The sequence below is a fragment of the Rhodococcus sp. P1Y genome (assembly GCF_003641205.1).
Taxonomy (GTDB): domain Bacteria; phylum Actinomycetota; class Actinomycetes; order Mycobacteriales; family Mycobacteriaceae; genus Rhodococcoides.
The window spans coordinates 440,968-459,036 of the sequence record NZ_CP032762.1 but is presented as its reverse complement, the minus strand read 5'-3'; the positions used below and the strand labels follow the sequence as shown (position 1 = coordinate 459,036).

Annotated in this window: 13 protein-coding genes; 6 read left to right on the top strand and 7 right to left on the bottom strand. The window is 63.0% G+C overall.

The annotated features are described in order from the left end of the window. Nucleotides 1–90 precede the first annotated feature (90 nt). A complete protein-coding gene (locus tag D8W71_RS28335) occupies nt 91–321 on the bottom strand; it encodes an integrase core domain-containing protein (protein WP_121110617.1) in 231 nt (76 codons plus the stop codon). A 736-nt stretch (nt 322–1,057) separates the two neighbouring features. On the opposite strand from D8W71_RS28335, the gene metH reads away from it, so the two are divergent. From metH to D8W71_RS02145, 4 genes are all read left to right on the top strand, one after another. Next, nucleotides 1,058–4,795, top strand: a complete 3,738-nt coding sequence (metH, locus tag D8W71_RS02160) for a methionine synthase (RefSeq protein ID WP_201265227.1) — start codon at nt 1,058–1,060, stop codon at nt 4,793–4,795. Nucleotides 4,796–5,288: 493 nt separating this feature from the next. Further along, nucleotides 5,289–6,503 (top strand): hypothetical protein, encoded by a 1,215-nt coding sequence (locus D8W71_RS28330; protein WP_121110614.1) that lies wholly within the window; start codon nt 5,289–5,291, stop codon nt 6,501–6,503. Between the two features lie 256 nt (nt 6,504–6,759). Then, nucleotides 6,760–7,770: an extracellular catalytic domain type 1 short-chain-length polyhydroxyalkanoate depolymerase gene (locus tag D8W71_RS02150; RefSeq protein ID WP_161965387.1), complete on the top strand. Its 1,011-nt coding sequence runs from the start codon at nt 6,760–6,762 to the stop codon at nt 7,768–7,770. Between the two features lie 12 nt (nt 7,771–7,782). After that, on the top strand, nt 7,783–8,475 hold the full coding sequence (locus D8W71_RS02145; RefSeq protein ID WP_121110610.1) for a TetR/AcrR family transcriptional regulator: 693 nt from the start codon (nt 7,783–7,785) through the stop codon (nt 8,473–8,475). 57 nt (nt 8,476–8,532) lie between these two features. Here D8W71_RS02145 and D8W71_RS02140 read toward each other — a convergent pair whose 3' ends face one another. From D8W71_RS02140 to D8W71_RS02115, 6 genes are all read right to left on the bottom strand, one after another. Continuing rightward, on the bottom strand, nt 8,533–9,729 hold the full coding sequence (locus D8W71_RS02140; RefSeq protein WP_121110608.1) for a lipid-transfer protein: 1,197 nt from the start codon (nt 9,727–9,729) through the stop codon (nt 8,533–8,535). Nucleotides 9,730–9,733: 4 nt separating this feature from the next. Further along, nucleotides 9,734–10,558 carry an SDR family NAD(P)-dependent oxidoreductase gene (locus tag D8W71_RS02135; RefSeq protein ID WP_121110606.1) on the bottom strand — a complete coding sequence of 275 codons (825 nt, stop codon included), beginning with the start codon at nt 10,556–10,558 and terminating at the stop codon, nt 9,734–9,736. Then, nucleotides 10,555–11,379: an alpha/beta fold hydrolase gene (locus tag D8W71_RS02130; RefSeq protein ID WP_121110604.1), complete on the bottom strand. Its 825-nt coding sequence runs from the start codon at nt 11,377–11,379 to the stop codon at nt 10,555–10,557. The genes D8W71_RS02135 and D8W71_RS02130 overlap by 4 nt, the downstream gene beginning before the upstream one ends. Beyond that, nucleotides 11,360–12,850: an AMP-binding protein gene (locus D8W71_RS02125; RefSeq protein WP_121110602.1), complete on the bottom strand. Its 1,491-nt coding sequence runs from the start codon at nt 12,848–12,850 to the stop codon at nt 11,360–11,362. Before D8W71_RS02125 ends, D8W71_RS02130 begins: the two co-directional genes overlap by 20 nt. 46 nt (nt 12,851–12,896) lie before the next feature. Then, nucleotides 12,897–14,261, bottom strand: a complete 1,365-nt coding sequence (locus D8W71_RS02120; protein ID WP_121110600.1) for a spinster family MFS transporter — start codon at nt 14,259–14,261, stop codon at nt 12,897–12,899. A gap of 389 nt (nt 14,262–14,650) precedes the next feature. Further along, the gene (locus D8W71_RS02115; RefSeq protein WP_121110598.1) at nt 14,651–15,166 is read right to left on the bottom strand and encodes a CGNR zinc finger domain-containing protein; all 516 of its coding nucleotides are present in this window, start codon (nt 15,164–15,166) and stop codon (nt 14,651–14,653) included. 86 nt (nt 15,167–15,252) lie between these two features. On the opposite strand from D8W71_RS02115, the gene D8W71_RS02110 reads away from it, so the two are divergent. After that, nucleotides 15,253–16,134, top strand: coding sequence for an alpha/beta fold hydrolase (locus tag D8W71_RS02110; protein ID WP_121110596.1), 882 nt, complete (start codon nt 15,253–15,255; stop codon nt 16,132–16,134). After that, the gene (locus tag D8W71_RS02105) at nt 16,124–17,998 is read left to right on the top strand and encodes a pyridoxamine 5'-phosphate oxidase family protein (RefSeq protein ID WP_121110594.1); all 1,875 of its coding nucleotides are present in this window, start codon (nt 16,124–16,126) and stop codon (nt 17,996–17,998) included. The genes D8W71_RS02110 and D8W71_RS02105 overlap by 11 nt, the downstream gene beginning before the upstream one ends. The last annotated feature ends 71 nt before the right edge of the window (nt 17,999–18,069 follow it).

Here is an 18,069-nt window from a genome sequence, read left to right as displayed (position 1 = left end):
CCACAGGCCGTTGGGTTTGGTGAGCTCGGTCTCGCCGGTGCGGTTTTGAAGAAGGACGTGGCAGGTCCCCGATTGTCCGACCACTGCGTTCTAGAGCCGCGATTGTCTGAGTGCAGTCGATCTCGCATCCGTCCACCAGATGGTGGTTGTGGGTGTTTTAGGCAGCGTATCGGCCGGCGGCATGCAATCGAGCGATGAGTGTCGGTGCCGATGATTGCGGTCGTCCCTTGAAGACCCGACCACCAACTTCGCTTCGAGCGGGCTCGTCCGATGATTTCGATTTCTGTAATCATTCCGCAAACGGTTGTTGAACGATTCGATGGGATCGTCGTTCTACGGTGTACCCGGCGGGATGTAGGCGATATCGACCCGGTCGGGGCAGAACTGTGGCAGCACAATAGATATGAACTCGGGTTCGCTGTCCATCCGCAGCACGAGTGGCGAACCACCCCCATATTGGGAACGCTTTGTCCGGTTCGTCGGTCAACCGCTTGGCTGTGATCGATCGCTCGACGTTGTTCAGCAATGACTGCCTGGTGTGTTCGTCGATTATCGAAGCGATCTTGATCACCTTCCGTCGACGGTTCAGCCGAACTGAAAATCCTTAGCCCACAAAGCTTCAGTGCACCGGCTTCGCTCTGCGGCGCGAGCTCACGCCGCCGTCTGCGTGGATGGTAGATCCGGATCTTCAGCCCATCCCCTTCCATAGCCGGTGAACTTGCTTCTTGTTCACCGCCATGCCTGATCGCTCAGGTGCGGCTAGGCGCGACGAAGACCGCGCAATGGATGCGAGCGGGCAACTTGTGCAGCGCCGCGTCAGAGTCGGCGGGTGTTTCGGCTGTCGGGGTATGCGCGGAGGTAGAGCGGGCTAGCCCAAGTGCTGAGCAGGCCAGACGTTTCGACATCGAGTCGAGCGGCATACGCCGACGGCCAGGCGGTGACTCGATCCCGTGACGGGGTATATTCTTCTGGCCGAGAGGCGTTGCAACGGGTCCGGTCCCCCGGTATCCGCCACGCTCGGCGAGTTAAGGACGCCTTCCGCGATGGAAGGAACCACGTGAGCTCCTTTGTGCCGAACATCCGCCCGGACTGCGCCGACGAGCTAACGGCTGCTCTCCACCGGCGGATCGTAGTGATCGACGGCGCGATGGGAACCGCGATCCAGCGGGACCGGCCGGACGAGGACGGCTACCGCGGCGAGCGGTTCGCGGAGTGGCCCACGGCTCTCCAGGGCAACAACGACCTGCTCACCCTGACGCAGCCGCGAATCATCGAGGGGATCCACCGCGAATACCTTGAGGCGGGCGCCGACATCATAGAGACGAACACGTTCAACGCGAACGCGGTCTCGCTCTCCGACTACAACATGGCGGAGCTGGGCTACGAGCTAAACTTCGCCGGCGCTGCTCTGGCCCGCAGGACCTGCGATGAGTTCAGTACCCCGAAGAAGCCCCGCTATGTCGCCGGCGTCCTCGGGCCGACGACGCGGACCGCGTCGATCTCGCCGGAGGTCAACGACCCAGGAGCCCGCAACGTCTCCTACGACCAGCTGGGCGCCGCCTACCTCGAAGCCGTCACCGGCCTCGTCGACGGTGGTTCTGACCTCATCCTCATCGAGACAATCTTCGATTCGCTGAACGCCAAGGCTGCGGTGTTCGCCGTCGAGACGCTATTCGAGGATCGTGGGCGACGCTGGCCGGTGATCATCTCCGGCACCATCACCGATGGTTCTGGCCGGACGTTGTCCGGTCAGGTCACCGAAGCATTCTGGAACGCGATCAGGCACGCGAAGCCGATCGCGGTGGGTCTCAACTGCGCCCTGGGCGCACCGGAGATGAGGCCCTACATCGCCGAGATGGCGCGGATCTCGGACACTTTTGTCTCCTGCTACCCGAACGCCGGTCTGCCGAACGCCTTCGGCGAGTACGACGAGTCCCCGGAGCGCCAGGCCGGCTACATCGCCGAGTTCGCTGAAGCCGGCCTGGTAAACCTGGTTGGTGGTTGCTGCGGGACGACGCCGGCGCACATCGCCGAGATCGTGAAGGTCGTCGAGGGCAAACCGCAGCGCGAGCTGCCGAAGATCGAGGTGGCTACTCGGCTCTCGGGCATGGAGCCTCTCAACATCACCAACGACTCCCTGTTCGTGAACATCGGTGAGCGCACCAACATCACCGGCTCCGCCCGGTTCCGCAACCTGATCAAGGCCGAGGACTACGACACCGCCCTGTCGGTCGCCCTGCAGCAAGTCGAGGCCGGGGCGCAGCTCATCGACATCAACATGGACGAGGGCATGATCGACGGCGTGGCCGCGATGGACCGGTTCACCAAGCTGATCGCGGCCGAGCCGGACATCAGCCGCGTCCCGGTGATGATCGACTCCTCCAAGTGGGAGGTCATCGAGGCGGGCTTGAAGAACGTGCAGGGCAAGCCGATCGTCAACTCGATCTCCATGAAGGAGGGCGAGGAAAAGTTCATTCGCGAGGCACGGCTGTGCCGCAAGTATGGTGCAGCCGTTGTCGTGATGGCGTTCGACGAGAAGGGGCAGGCTGACAATCTGGAGCGCCGCAAGGAGATTTGCGGGCGCGCCTACCGGATTCTGACCGAAGAGGTCAGCTTCCCGGCCGAGGACATCATCTTCGACCCGAACTGCTTCGCGCTGGCGACCGGTATCGAGGAACACGCGACGTACGGGGTCGATTTCATCGCGGCCTGCGCCTGGATCAAGGCGAACCTTCCCGGGGCGCGCATCTCCGGCGGTATCTCGAACGTGTCTTTCTCGTTCCGGGGCAACAACCCGGTCCGTGAGGCGATCCACGCGGTGTTCCTGTTCCACGCCATCAAGGCAGGCCTGGACATGGGCATCGTCAACGCTGGTGCGTTGGTGCCCTACGACTCGATCGATCCCGAACTGCGGGATCGGATCGAGGACGTCGTCCTGAACCGTCGCGAGGACGCGGCCGATAGGCTGCTTGAGATCGCCAAACGGTTCAACAGCCCGGAGAAGGTAGACGACCCGGTGGCAGCCGAATGGCGCAGCCTCCCGGTCCGCGAGCGCATCACGCACGCCCTGGTCAAAGGCGTAGATGCCGACGTTGAGTCCGACACCGAGGAATTGCGGGCCGAGATCGCCGCCGCGGGTGGTCGCCCGATCGAGGTGATTGAGGGTCCCCTGATGGATGGCATGAACGTCGTCGGTGACCTTTTCGGCGCAGGCAAGATGTTCCTTCCGCAGGTTGTGAAGTCGGCCCGGGTGATGAAGAAGGCTGTTGCGTACCTGTTGCCGTTCATCGAGGCGGAGAAAGAACAGTCCGGCGACTATGCAGCCGGGGACACAACGAACGGCACGATCGTGATGGCGACCGTGAAGGGCGATGTCCACGACATCGGCAAGAACATCGTCGGGGTCGTCCTGCAGTGCAACAACTACACGGTGATCGACCTCGGTGTGATGGTGCCTGCCCAGAAGATCCTGGACGCCGCGAAAGAGCACAACGCCGACATCATCGGGCTGTCCGGCCTGATCACCCCTTCCCTGGACGAGATGGTCAACTTCGCCGTCGAGATGGAACGCCAGGGGCTGATGATCCCGCTGTTGATCGGTGGCGCGACCACCTCACGCGCCCACACGGCCGTGAAGGTGTCGCCGCGCCGTAGTGGTCCGGTGGTCTGGGTCAAGGACGCTTCCCGCTCGGTGCCGGTCGCTGCTGCGCTCCTCGACGATAAGCAGCGGCCAGTGCTGCTGGAGGCCACCGAGAAAGACTATGCAGCCCTGCGCGAACGGTATGCCCAGAAGAGCGAGCGCCGGATGCTGACGCTGGTGAAGGCCCGCGCGAACCGAACGCCGATCGAGTGGGCCGGCTATACGCCGCCGGTACCCGCCCAGCGCCTCGGCGTACAAGAGTTCGACGACTACGACCTTCCCGAGCTGCGCCAGTACATCGACTGGCAGCCGTTTTTCAACGCATGGGAGATGAAGGGCAGGTTCCCCGACATCCTCAATAACCCAGTCTCCGGCGAGACTGCCCGCAAGCTCTACGACGACGCCCAGGAGATGCTCGACACCCTGATCAAAGAGAAGTGGCTGACTGCCACCGGGGTGATCGGGTTCTTCCCGGCCAATGCGGTCGGCGATGACATCGAGGTCTACACCGACGAGACCCGTACCGAGGTGATGACGACGTTGCATAACCTGCGCCAGCAGGGCGAGCATCGGGACGGAATCCCGAACCGGTCGCTGGGGGACTATATTGCGCCAAAGGACACTGGTCTGGCTGACTACGTCGGCGCCTTCGCGGTTACCGCGGGGCTCGGCAGCCAGGACAAGATTATCGAGTTCAAGGCTGCTAGCGACGACTACAGCGCGATCCTGCTGGAGTCGCTCGCCGACCGGCTGGCAGAGGCGTTCGCCGAACGGATGCACCAACGGGTTCGCAAGGAGTTCTGGGGATTCCAGCCCGACGAGCAGCTGGACAACGGGGCGCTCATCGGCGAGAAGTACGTGGGAATCCGCCCTGCCCCCGGCTACCCGGCCTGCCCGGAGCACACCGAGAAGGCGACGCTCTGGGAAATGATGGACGTCTACGAGCGGACCGGCATCAAGCTGACCGAGTCAATGGCGATGTGGCCTGGCGCGGCCGTCAGCGGCTGGTACTTTTCGCACCCGCAGTCGCAGTACTTCGTGGTCGGCCGGTTGGCGCAGGACCAGGTCGCCGACTACGCGAAGCGCAAGGGCTGGACTATGGAGGAAGCCGAGCGTTGGCTTGGTCCCAACCTCGGCTACAACCCGGAGGACTGAGACCCCCACGTCGCTTGAGGAGTGAGGCGCTCGCGTCACAAAACCCGTCTCCTCAAACCGAGGCGCGCTGCCTCGAAGTGGGTGTCCTGCTTATCGGAACTTGTCGTATAGCTGTCCGCAGACCAAATCGGCGTCGTGCTTGGCATCTACGGGCGGGCTACGACGAACCAGCGCGAGGATCAGCAGCAAGCTTCAGCCGTCTCGGAGCGGAGATGACCGTCCGGCGCTAGCCTGGCGTCGCGCCGTTTGAGCAGGAGTTGTCCGACTGGCGGGTGTATTCGGCTGAGGGTCGGTCGGCTACGACGAGCCGGTAGACAGTATCGAGGCGTGCCAGCTTGTCGTCGACGAGCTGGTGGCCAGCGGTTGGTGGCTGGAGCAATTCGCCGCGACCCCGCCAGTCGTCGATGGCGGTTGGGATGATCGTGAACTCGGGTTATGCGCGTCGTATGCGCGGATTCTTGGCTATCCCACGCCGAAACGGTGGGAAATCTCAATGCATCCCTCGTTGTTGCGGAAACGCGTCTTACTCGCTCCCTTCTGGGGGTCGTGTGCACTCGATCGCGCGACGATGCGTGCGGTCGGTCCGATTCCGGCGCAGTTCACCGCCTCGAGCCAGTTGGCCACCCACCTCGGAGCCGCATCGATCGTGGCCGGGGACGCATCGATCGTCATTGCCGGGGGCGTGGAGTCTCTGAGCCGGGTTCCGATGGGCGTCTCGACCACTGCGGGCGAAGAGGGTCCGTTCTCTACCAATCTGAAAGCGCTCTGGGATATGCCGCACCAAGGTGAGGCTGCCGAGCGGGCCGCGGACAAGTACGGCATCAAGCTCGACGCGTGCAACGAATTCGGCGTCCGCTCACACCACGCCGTACACCCAGCCTGGGAACGCGGCGCATTCGACAACGAAATCGTCCACGTCAGGGTCGACGACACCGTTCTGCTCGAACGCGACGAAGGCATCAGGCCGGACTCCAGCGTCGAACGTTCGCTGATCTGCCAAACTCGAGCACTCTGTCGGCGGGTTCGTTGGCGAGCGCGCCGGCCGGGCTTGGGCGCGATCCGGGCGAAACCTTTCGGTGATGGCCGAAGGGGCAGATACCGTCTTGATAGGTTTACTGCTCGCGTAGTCTTGGTCAATTTTATTGGAGCGCGGCAACTGGAAGTCGTCACATCAACAACCCAGTGGAAGCGACAAACGACTCGGCCGGCTGCCTCGCTCGAAGTGGCCAGGCAACGGAGACGGAGTCTGAATAGAGTTCGCCCATTCCGGTCACCTGATTCTCGCACTTGTTATCGTTGGGCTGCTTGCTCAATTCAGATGTCATCTCGGTTGCAGCTGACGTTCGTCGCGTTCGGCAACCTAGTTGTGGCTACAAGGAGAGAGTCCAGTGCCCTCCTAACAGGTGCGCGCCTTGGATCGGCGCCTGGAGCAAAACGACGTGCTACGGGTCACTTGGTCCGTGATGATCCGCCGATGTACAACACGGTCCACACCCATGCACTCGGGCTTGATCGGTTGAAGCTCGGTGTCACGAGTCGGTACGATCGGGCATGGACTCACCCGGACTGCGACACACGAAAACTGTTGCGAATAGATAAATCTCGTGTCCAGCGAGGTTCAGGTAAATCCACTTCCAGGGGCTTGAAATCCGCACAGTGTCGGTTCGATTCCGACTGGGGCACCAGAGTCCAGATGGATCCACAATAGGTTGCAAGACAGTGCATTTCGAGGGGCGTCGATACTGGATGTACACGAGAGCCCCAGCCTATTTTGACAAGTTACCGTAGGTAAAGTTAGAGTTACTATCGGTATAGTACGGCCGGCAGCCACACAAGAACTCGGGAGTCGCGATGTCAACATGGGAAACACTCACCGGTGCGCCTGGGCGTGCGGCGTCGAACGTGCCGCTCTGCAACGCGATCGCGCAAGACAATGCCAACATGGTGCAGACGGAGTTCATCCTATGAGCCCTCGCAAGATGGCTACTGCGCTCGCCATCGGCGTGCTGTTCGCTACGGTCGGCGGTTCTGTGCCGGCCCAGGCATCCCCTGCCGTCAACGCAGCGGGCGTGGACGAAACGAAGTCGTACACCAGCGCCGAAGGCACGCTTTCCTACCAGGTTCACCTGCCGCCGGCTTTTTCTGCGGGACAACCACTTCCGGTGGTCGTCTCCTTGCACGGTTGCGGAATGACCGGCTTCGGGTTCAATTCGATGAAGGATCTGACAAATCTGAATGCGGTGGCCGACGAGAAGGGCTTCATCGTGGTGTACCCGACGCAGGACCTGTTGCGCGGGCTTCCACTGAACTGCTGGAACGGTGACGAACCCGAGCATCAGCGCCGCGACCACGGCGAACCCGCTCTGATTGCTGGACTCACCCGGCAGGTAGTCAGTGACTACGGTGCCGACCCCAAGCGGGTGCACGTCAACGGTGCGTCCTCGGGTGCGGGTACCGCAGTCATCATGGGCGTCACCTACCCGGATCTCTTTGCCTCGGTCACATCGATGGCCGGTGCGGAATACGCTGTGAACGAGGCGAACCCGCTGAATCCAGACGAGGTAGGTCCAGTGGACACCGCCAAGCGGGCATGGGCACAGATGGGTAACCGCGCGCGGCCCGTACCCGTCCTCGTGGCGCAAGGTGATCAGGACGAGCCGGTGCCGCCGTTCCTCGCGGATCGACTCGTGACTCATTGGGCCACCATCGACGATCTTGCGTTGAACGGCGTTCTCGATGGAGACATGGACGACACGGCCGATAAAACCGTCGATGTCGCTCTGCCGGGACTGAAGCCGTACACACACCGTTCGTACTTTCCGGAGGACGGCGGCGACTCGCTGATCGAGTACATTTTCGTCACAGGTATGGGGCACACATGGCCGGGTCCTGGCAGCGGGCCGCTCGTCGACAACGACGGCCCGGACCTCGCCCGGATCATGTGGGACTTCGCCGCCGATCGGCAGCTTTCATGACACGATTCGATCATGACCGATCGCCACCGCGGAACCGTTCAGGAGGGCGTCGCCAGAATGACCAGTCGAGACCCCGTGGAGCGCCGAACGCGCATGTCCCGTGAGTCCCGCGCGAGCCAGCTACTCGACGTGGCCGAGGAGCTGTTCGCAACCGCCGGCTTCGAGGGCACGTCGATGGAAGATATAGCCCGCGAAGCCGGCGTCACCAAGCCTGTGGTCTACTCCCATTATCCGACCAAGGACATCGTTTTTCTCGAATGTGTTCGCCGTGCGCGCACCGAACTCGAGCTGAGGATTCGAGAGCCCGAGATCATGATCTCGGCCGGGGCGGGCGTCGAGGCAGTCATGGAGCGAGCGGGCGACATCTTGTTCTCGATGCTGGAGCGCGACCCTCAGCGGTGGATGGTTCTGTTCAACCCGAGCACTGCGTTGTCGAAAGAACTGTCCCACCAGCTCACCGAAATGCGTCGGCACACCATCGACAGGATCGCGGAGATGCTTCGGCACTTTTCGGCGGCCGACCAAGAGCAGGACGACGCATTCGCCTATGCAGTCAGTGGCGTGGGCGAACAGCTCGGTCGCTGGTGGATCGCCAATCCCGACGTTCCGCGTTCACGCGTTGTGGAACTGTACCGGGACTTCATCACCGGTGGGCTGACGGCGTCGCTGCAGACGGCTGGCGATAGGACCGTCGGACCGAGCTAGACCGCGGGCTCCACGGTTGGTGCAGCAATGATGTGGCAGTCGTTGCAACACTGATGATCAAGCATGGTCGCGCCCGATGCGTTCGTAGAGCGCAACCACCGCTGCGCCTCCGAGGCCGATGTTGTGTTGAAGGGCGAGTCCTGCCTTGTCCACCTGACGGCCTTCTGCCTGGCCACGTAGTTGCCAGGTCAATTCGGCGCACTGCGCCAGACCAGTGGCACCCAGCGGGTGTCCTTTCGACAGCAGGCCACCCGATGGGTTGGTCACGACACGGCCGCCGTACGTGTTCTGACCGTCTGCGACGAACCTTTCGGCGCTTCCCTCAGGGGTGAGCCCGAGAGCTTCGTAGGTGATCAACTCGTTGGTGGTGAAGCAGTCGTGGAGTTCGACAACAGGGATGTCCTCCGGACCGATCCCGGCAGTCTCGTACACCTGCATCGCCGCGGTGCGTGTCATGTCGTAACCGACCAAACGCAGCAAGTCACCGGAGAAGCTGTCTGGGGTGTCGGTTGCCATGGCCATCGCTGTGATTGCCACGTCGGCGGAGAGTCCGCGGCTCCGGGCAAAGTCTTCCGACACGATGACTGCGGCTGCCGCACCGCATGTCGGAGGGCAACATTGGAGGCGCGTCAGCGGGCCGAACACATGTGGCGAGGCCAAGACTTCCTCGATCGTGACCGGTTCACGGAACACCGCATAAGGGTTGTTCGCAGCGTGGCGGCGTGCCTTCACCGAAATTTGGGCGAAGACAGCGGGATCGGCGTTGTAACGCTCGCGCCAGGTGTCGCCTGCGCCTCCGAAGAATTGCGCCGTCACGGGTACATAAGGCACATCGCCGAACGTGTCGTGAACCACCGCGCCGAATCGGTCGAACGGGCTCGGTCGGTCGGTCCAATGGCTGCGTAGCGAGCCGCGCAGCATCTGTTCGAATCCGAACGCCAGAACACAGTCGGCCGCGCCCGACGAGACTGCCTGCCGCGCGAGAAGGAGCGCGCTCGATCCCGTCGAGCAATTGTTGTTGACGTTGAAAATCGGGATTCCGGTCTGGCCGACTCGGTAGAGAGCGTGCTGCCCACTGGTCGAGTCGCCGAAAACGAAACCGGCATAGGCCTGTTGGACGTCGGCGAGATCGATACCGCAGTCGGTGAGAGCGGCGCGTACTGCAGTCTCTGCGAGTTCGTCGTACGGTTTACTGCGGCTGGGGGTGCTGAAAGGGACCATGCCAACTCCGGCTACCAAAGCACGAGATGTCATGTGTTCAGCCTTCCCAGCCGCCGCCGCAGACCAAGGTCTGCCCGGTGATGTAGTCGGCTTCGGGCGTGCACAGTAGAAAGACCGCGCCCGCCGCTTCTCCCGGGAGGCCCGGCCTGCCCAGTGGTATGAGCGACGCTGCTGCGTCGAGGACATCGGGGTTGACGCCTACTTCGATTCTGCGTCCCTCGACCTCGATCGAGGCCGACCTGTTCGCGGCGGTGGTCAGTCGCGTCGAGATGAGGCCGAATGCGACGGTGTTGACGGTGATGTTGTACCGACCCCATTCACGAGCCAACGTGCGAGACAGGCCGGTCACGCCGGCTTTGGCAGAGGCGTACGCCGCCTGGCCCGGGTTTCCGGCCATGCCCGCGACAGACGAGATGTTGACGATCTTGCGGCACCGGGCTGTGCCGTGTGCTGCGATCTCCGCTTTCGCGGAGGCGGACATCACCGGCTGGGCGGCACGTAGGATTCGGAACGGCGCTGCGAGGTGTACGTCGAGCATCGCGGTGAATTGCTCGTCGGTGGTCTTCTGGATCACGCTGTCCCAGGTGTAGCCGGCGTTGTTGACGACGATGTCGAGTCCGCCGAAGTTCTTCACCGCAGTGTCGACGAGTTCCTCGGCGAAGCCGTTCTCGGTGACGCTCCCGGAGTGGACCACGGCCTCGCCGCCTGCGGAGCGGATGGCCTCGGCGGTCTCCTGCGCAGGGGTCGTGTCGAGATCGTTGACGATGACCCGTGCACCTTCGGAAGCGAGCTTGAGTGCGATCTCTCGGCCGATGCCGCGGCCGGAGCCTGTGACGACTGCTGCGGCATTGTTGAGTTTCACGTTCTGTTTCCTGCTTTCTGAGTTCGATCGGCCAAGAACTCCAGCACGTCGACGTTGGCACGTGCGCCGACATCGACGAGATAGTTGTGGCCGGCACCTTCATAGGTGACGAGTCGAGCGTTGGGCAGTGTCTCGGTCAGCTTCACGGCGGCAGCGTGAGGTACTGCCTCATCTGCCGTGCCATGAAGTACGAGCGCGGGCTGGGGCAGAGTCGCGATTCTGTCGGGTGTCATGTCGTAGCCGGCAATGGCGAGGTCCTGGGCATAGACCCCGCGAGCGGAGAAGCGCATCCGGCAGAGCACGTCGAGGTCGCACTCGACCGCAGCCGGCGGGGCGATCGGACCGTAAAGTCGCTTGCGTAGAACGGGTTTCAGCATGCGGGTGGGAACTCGGTACTTCAGCTGGCGGGCCAGAAATCCAGGAGGCCGAGGCAGCGGATATTCAGGACTGCGCATCGCGGTACAGCCGAGCACCATCGAGCGCACCCGCGTGGGCGAGTCTTCGGCGAGCTGCAGGACGATCCCACCGCCCATGCTCACGCCGTAGACGTGTGCACTCTCGACATCAGCGGCGTCCATGACCGCAGTGACGTCGGAGGCCATGTCGGCGACGGACGCGGTGCTGGTGGCACTGCTCCTGCCGGTGCCTCGGTTGTCGAAGTAGATCACTCGGTAGTGCTCGGCCAGTGCAGGAATCGCCGGATACCACATGTCGCCCGAGAAGAGGTGGCCCATCACCAGCACCACGGGTTCGCCGGAACCTTGTGCGCCCCAGTGCAGTCGCACCCTCCCCGTAGGGGTGTCACTGATCGCCCAGGGCATTGGCTACTCCTTCAAGTCGTTGGGCGCGTAGCGCCGAGCGGCGCATCTTGCCTGCGTCGTCGCGCAACTGATGGGCGACGACCTCCAGGCTTCGCGGTAATTTGTACGAGGAAAGGCGCTCGCGCAGAAACGGAAGGACGTAGTCCAGGTCCACCTGTGCGGATGACTGCACGATTGCGTGCGGGACGGCTCCGAGATCCTCGTGCGGCAGCCCGACAACGCACGCATCATCGATGTCGGGATGCTCGACAAGAGCAGCCTCCACCTCGGCAGGGTAGACGTTCGACCCACCTACCAAAACGACATCGGTGTCGCGGTCGGTGAGGTAGAGATAGCCGTCCTCGTCGAGACTGCCCAGGTCGCCGAGCGACTCCCAGCCGCCTTCGCGTGTGCGGGCAGTTCCGCCGATGTAGGTGTAGGCGGGTGGGGCGTCCGCGCCCCGACGTACCCACACTTCGCCGACGTCGCCGGGCCGTAGCGGTGCGCCGTCGGGCCCGAGCACTGTGAACTCACCGACCACCGCCGGCCCGACGGATCCGGGATGTTGAAGCCAGTCGGTACCGGTGATTGCGCTGGCGGCTTGTGCTTCTGTACCGGCATAGACTTCGAGAACTCGTTCGCCGCCCAGCCAGTCGATCCACTCCCGCTTGAGCCAGGGCGGACACGGGGCCGCCATGTGCACTACGAGTTCAAGGGTCGAAACATCGTGCGCGTCAATCACTTCAGGGCCGAGACGCCAGATGCGTTGCATCATCGTGGGTACGGCGTAGAGCCATTGAACGCCGTGGGAAACGATATCGGCCAGTAGTGCCTCGGCGTCGAATCTGCCCTGTAGGACCACGTGAGAACCACGCAGCATCGCCAGTGCAGTGAACATGAAGGGCGCGTTGTGGTGCAACGGTCCGGGTACGGCGACCGTACCGGCGGTGGGGATGCGGAGAACATCGGCGAACGCGCTTACTTCCTCGAGTGCTGCGGCGTTGCCGGACACGACCACCTTGGGGCGGCCGGTGCTTCCGCCGGACGTGGGTGCCTTCCATGATGGAGCGATCCGTGGCGGCAGTGGTTCGGCGGATTCTGTTGTCTCGGGTACCGATGGCAGCGTTGTCCAATCGTTCGCGGCCGGACCCATGGACTCGGGTAGCCCCACGACACCAGCCGGGGCTACGACTTCGAGGATGGCACGTAACTCTGCTGGCGTAAGTCGTGAAGAGAGGGGCTGAGGCACGGCGCCGAGCTTCCATGATGCGAACGCAGCCGTCATGAAAGCCGGTGAGTTGGCAAGCATGATCGAGATAAACGAGCCTGCAGTGACGCCGAGCCGGGACCACGTGTGTGCCAGCCGATTGCTGTCGCGTTCCAACTCGGCCCAGGTAAGGGAGTCGGTACTGCAGGTGATGGCAGGAGCATCTGGGCGCGCCGCAGCGAGAGAGGCGAGCGCCTCTCCGAACGTCGTCGATGAGATGGTCATGGGTCGCTCCTCTTCGCGGCAGCGGGGGAGGGCGAGTGTTGGATTCTCATGCTGCCTCCGAGCGGGCTGCCTTGCGGGTGTCGCGTTCGATGGTGGTCATCGCGCCGGCAATGCCTATGGCTCCCACCAGGCAGGACAGCGGGAGTAGCCATGACATGCTGGTGTGCAGACCGGCTGCGGACGCGCTGATCTCTGCCGTGGCCGTTGCGCTCGCCGCGAAGTGCTCCGACAGTGCGCCTGTCAGCAGGGGCCCGAATGCGCCGCCGAGCAAATAGAAGGCTGCGAAGTAGATCGCGACAGCGGAGGCACGCAAGCGCGCTGCGACAATTTCGGAGACTGCCGGAAGCGCAACGGGCTGCACCATATTGATCAGAACCGATGCGCAGGAGAGCAGCAGGACGAACATGACTGCGCTACTTGGGGGTAGCCCGAACGCGGCGAACGCAAACGGAGCCGCGACGGCCATGCCGATGGCTGCGACCGAGAGTCGCGCGGCCGATGAGCGTCGTCGGGCCCTGTCGGCAATCGGGCCGGCGAGCAGTAGCCCTATCAGACCCGCGACGCCGGTCACGAGACCCGCGCCGGTACCGGCCTCGGAGAGGCTCAATCCGAAATAGCGCTGCAAGAGCGGCACCAGAAAAGTCGCGATGGAATAGCTGGCGATCTGCAGGCCGATACCCGCCAGGATGAGCCACCACATCGTTGGAATTCGCGCCAACGTCCAGAAGACCCTGGCACCACGCTCCTGTTCGCGCTGTTGAGCGGTTGCCCGTGGCTGCTCGGGCATCGGCGTGATCAGTAGGAGCGCGGCGAGCACGAGGCCGGGGATCGCCGCCAAGTAGAAGGGTGCCCGCCAGGTGCCGAATGCCTCGACCAGTGGGCCAGTAGTGAAGAACGCCAGTAGCAACCCCAGCGGCACGCCCAGTTGCAGCACTGCAGTAGCCCGCGAGCGCTTCTCCACCGGGAACATGTCGAAGACGGTGGCGTTGGCGGCGGGGGCGTAGGAAGCCTCCCCGACCCCGACACCGAGTCGGAAGATCAGCAGCGATGCAAAGCTCCAGGCTCCCCCGCTGGCTGCAGTGAGGAGGCTCCACACCACGAGACCGATGGCCATGACCAGGCGGCGGGAACGCCGGTCCGCCATCCGTCCGAGCGCGATGCCCGCGACGGCGTAGACGACGGTAAATCCGCTCATCAGCAGACCGAGCTGCGTATCGGTAAGTGCGAACTCGGCTTTGATGTTCTCGGCCACAATCGTCGGGAGGGCGCGGTCGTAGATGTTCAGGACGTTCGCCGCGGCAAACAGAGCAACGAGCCGCCAGGCATACGGGGGGATGGCTTTCGATTGGTCCTTGCCGACGTCCACCTCGCTGATCGGGTCGGGTGGTGGGACTGTCCTGTCGATTGCCATGAAGTCTCCGTCGTTTATGTGACTGCCATCACCGTAACTTTACGAGACGTAACTATAAGTATTCAGATCGTAAACTTCAATACTTCTCACCGTCTTTGTGTTCCGCATTCGCTGCCGAGGTTCCGGTGAGTCGTGTGAGCAGCCATGAAGGGTCGACCGATGGTCACGCAACCGAAGCCCCGATAGACACGGCTCCAACTCGACGGTGCCGACGCTGTCGCAGATGCCGTTGCGTCAGAGGGCGTTGTCACCGACTGTCTCGAGTCGGTATCGACCGGGCGTGGACCTGCCCGGACGTAGGTGCGCGGAGAGGGTTTTGAAAATACCGACTGGTTGTCCATGGCCACAGCGAGAGTGATCGCCCTCTGGCCCAATGGTTCTCGCGAAAGTCAGTCGCCTGCCGCCCGAGCGCGGTGCCGTCGGGCTTTCATCTTGTTGCCACACGTGGCCATCGAGCACCACCGCGCGGTGCCCGCGCGCGAGCGATCCAGTAGAAACAGGCGGCACTCGTCATTCGCGCACGGACGCAGTGCGCCGGGGAGACTCTCGCGAATCTCTGCCCAGGCCAGCACAATCCGCGAGGCCAGTCGGCGATCGTCGGCCACCTGCAGAACCCAGTGGAGGGCGTCATCGGTCAACACCGGCACCTGTGAGAGGCCGTCCAGATACCTGCCCAGCGATGACGGTGACGTTGCACCCCGCACCACCCGCTGAAGGTCGTCACGCACGGCGCGGCTCACCCGAAGTTCCTCGGCGCTTCCGGTCCCGCCGCGCATACTCAGCCAGTCGCAGCCGTCTGCATCGTCTGCCAGAAGATCGATCGGCTGATCCTCGACCACAGGCGTGGTGTTGAGCAGGTCGATCAGCAGCGCTTCGTCGATGGCCCGCGCCTCCTCCGTGTTCATGTAACCACCATAACTCACTTGACAGGTTACGACCACTGTGGTTCCGTCATGGGAGTAACCACATCAACTACGCATAGGGGTTATCCATGGTCGCCGTTCACCACCACACCATCACCGTCGACGGACTCGAAGTCTTCTACCGCGAGGCCGGCAATCCGTCCGATCCCACCATCGTGCTGCTGCACGGAACCCCCTCGAGCTCCTTCATGTTCCGCAACCTCATCCCTCTGTTGGGCAACAGTTTTCACGTGATCGCACCCGACCTCATCGGCTTCGGAAACTCGGCAGCTCCATCCGTCGACGACTTCGACTACACCTTCGACACGCTCACAACCGTCACTGAGCACCTCCTCGACCAACTGGGTCTCGACCGGTACGCGATCTACACCCAGGACTACGGCGCACCCGTCGGATGGCGTCTCGCCCTCAATCATCCTGATCGAATCACCGCCATCGTCACCCAGAACGGCAATGCCTACGAGGAAGGGTTCGTGGACTCGTTCTGGGCACCACTCTGGGCCTACGCGAAAAACCGCACACCAGAAAACGCTGCGCCGCTGCGCGAAGCACTCGAACTCGACGCGGTCCGATGGCAGTACGTTCACGGCGTCTCCGATACGACGCTCCTGAGCCCCGACACCTGGATCCACGACCACGCGCTGCTCACCCGTCCCGGCAACGACGAGATCCAACTGAAGCTCTTCGCCGACTATCCAACGAACGTCCGCCTGTACCCCGCTGTGCAGCGCTACTTTCGCGATTCACGTCCCCCGCTCCTCGCCGTCTGGGGGAAGAACGACGAGATCTTCGGACCCGACGGTGCCCGTGCGTTCCTGCGCGACCTTCCCGACGCGGACATTCACCTGCTGGACGGTGGCCACTTCCTCCTCGAAAGCCACCTCGACGAAGTCGCCTCCCTGATCACCACCTTCCTGCATCGATTCTCCGGAGCACGACATGCAGCCTGATTACGACCGTGTGCTGAGCGAGTGGCATCCAGGGGAAGAGGCGATGCACCGTCTTCTGCAGGTGCCCTACGAGGACAACCCCACTGCTCCAGGTCTGCCCGCCGCGTACGGACTCTGGATGAGCCAGAGCCCACTCGTGGCGCTCGGAACGATCGGCATCGACGGCCGTGTGTGGACAACGCTGCTCGGGGGTGCTCCTGGAACAGCAACCGCGGCCGCGGACAGTGTTCTGCGAGTGAAGTTTCAGACCCGGCTCGAATCTCGCCCCGCAGAGCCGGGCGATCGATGGACGGGTACCGACCCAGTACTCGAGGGGCTCTTGTGCGACGAAGACACGGACGGACGAGGAAGGCTGGTCTCGGGCCTCGTCATCGATCTCGAGCACAGGGGCCGGGTCAAGATCGCAGGACGGCTGCTCGGCGGGATCATGGTGGAAAGGCTCACGAAGACACCGCCTTCGGAGGCCGACGAACCCGTCGACGTAGAGGTGAACGTCGCAGTCGACGAAACCCTCGGAAACTGCCCCAAGTATCTGAACAAGAGGGTGATAACACCCTACGAATCATCTCCGCAGTTGATCACCGATTCACTCCCGCTGTCAGCCGAGGCGATCGCCCTCATCGGCAGATCCGACACGTTCCTCATCTCCAGCCGGCACGGTGACCACAGCATGGACACCAACATCCGCGGGGGAGCACCAGGATTCGTCCGGGTCTTCAGCAACTCCGAGACGGAGGGCGTGACGCTGGTGTACCCGGAGTACTCGGGGAACCGCCTCTACCAGACGTTGGGGAACATCACCTCCGACCGGGCAGTGGGAGTCACCTTTCCCGATTTTGACACCGGCGACGTTCTCTACCTGGCGGGACGCGCGGAGGTACTGATCGGCGATGCTGCGCAAAGTGTTCTGCCGCATAGTAATATCGCTGTGCGGATCGAAATCGAGGCAGTGCACTTGGTGAGAGACGGTCTTCCGTTCCGAGGTACGCTGCTCGACCCGTCGCCGTACAACCCTCCGGTTCGGAGATTGGCCCGCGAGGTCGGCGATTCGAGCCAGCAGCCCAGATCAGCGGACAGATTGGTTGCCTCGCTGATCCACAAACTACCGATCACACCGACGATATCGCGGTACACATTCCGATTTCCTCCGGGCGAATCGTCGACGCCGGTGCAATGGCGTGCAGGGCAACACGTCTCCCTCGACTTCTCGGATCGACTCGATCGTGGCTGGTCGCACATGCGCGATCACGACCCCAGCTCCCTCAACGACGACTTCATCAGAACGTTCACGGTGTCCAGCGAACCGAACGCTCTGGGCAGCAACGTATTCGAGATCACCGTTCGGGAGCACGGACCGGTCACCCGCCTGCTGTCGCGGTGGACACCAGGGTCGGACCTGGCTGTCACTGTCGTGGGCTTCGGCGGCGAGGATGACACCAGATATGCCAATACGCAGCCCGACGCCGACGACGTAGTGGTCGTGGCATCGGGGATCGGGATCACGCCATTCATGGCGCAGGCGCATGCAGCCCACGAATCCGGACTCTCGCTGACCCTGCTGTGGAGTGTCCGCGCAGAGGACCTGCCTCTCGCCGTCGACGTCATCGAGCAGGTCGGCCAATTGGGGATGGCGATCACGGTGTTCCTCACCGGACACTTGGACACCGACGGGGATGCCCAGCTACGCACTCTCGAACAGCTCGGAGCCCGAACACACACCCGAAGGATGACCGAGGCCGACATCAAAGCCGTAGGCCGCGTTGGACGAAGGCAATTCTACGTGTGCACTACTCCGCCTCTGCACGACGCAGTTGTGGAGTGGCTGGCCGGTGAAGACATCAGGTTCGAGGCGTTCGACTACTGAACGCTGCATCTAGGACGGCGGTGCTGCCTTGTAGTCCGTCTCGGGCTGTTCGTTGTCAGGCGGGCGCGTGC

Bases quoted from the DNA above. Each gene is read 5' to 3' on its own strand.
- D8W71_RS28330 (WP_121110614.1), top strand. From the start codon at position 5,289: ATGCATCCCTCGTTGTTGCGGAAACGCGTCTTACTCGCTCCCTTCTGG.
- D8W71_RS02150 (WP_161965387.1), top strand. From the start codon at position 6,760: ATGAGCCCTCGCAAGATGGCTACTGCGCTCGCCATCGGCGTGCTGTTC.
- D8W71_RS02145 (WP_121110610.1), top strand. From the start codon at position 7,783: ATGACCGATCGCCACCGCGGAACCGTTCAGGAGGGCGTCGCCAGAATG.
- D8W71_RS02140 (WP_121110608.1), bottom strand. From the start codon at position 9,729: ATGACATCTCGTGCTTTGGTAGCCGGAGTTGGCATGGTCCCTTTCAGC.
- D8W71_RS02130 (WP_121110604.1), bottom strand. From the start codon at position 11,379: ATGCCCTGGGCGATCAGTGACACCCCTACGGGGAGGGTGCGACTGCAC.
- D8W71_RS02125 (WP_121110602.1), bottom strand. From the start codon at position 12,850: ATGACCATCTCATCGACGACGTTCGGAGAGGCGCTCGCCTCTCTCGCT.
- D8W71_RS02120 (WP_121110600.1), bottom strand. From the start codon at position 14,261: ATGGCAATCGACAGGACAGTCCCACCACCCGACCCGATCAGCGAGGTG.
- D8W71_RS02115 (WP_121110598.1), bottom strand. From the start codon at position 15,166: ATGAACACGGAGGAGGCGCGGGCCATCGACGAAGCGCTGCTGATCGAC.
- D8W71_RS02110 (WP_121110596.1), top strand. From the start codon at position 15,253: ATGGTCGCCGTTCACCACCACACCATCACCGTCGACGGACTCGAAGTC.
- D8W71_RS02105 (WP_121110594.1), top strand. From the start codon at position 16,124: ATGCAGCCTGATTACGACCGTGTGCTGAGCGAGTGGCATCCAGGGGAA.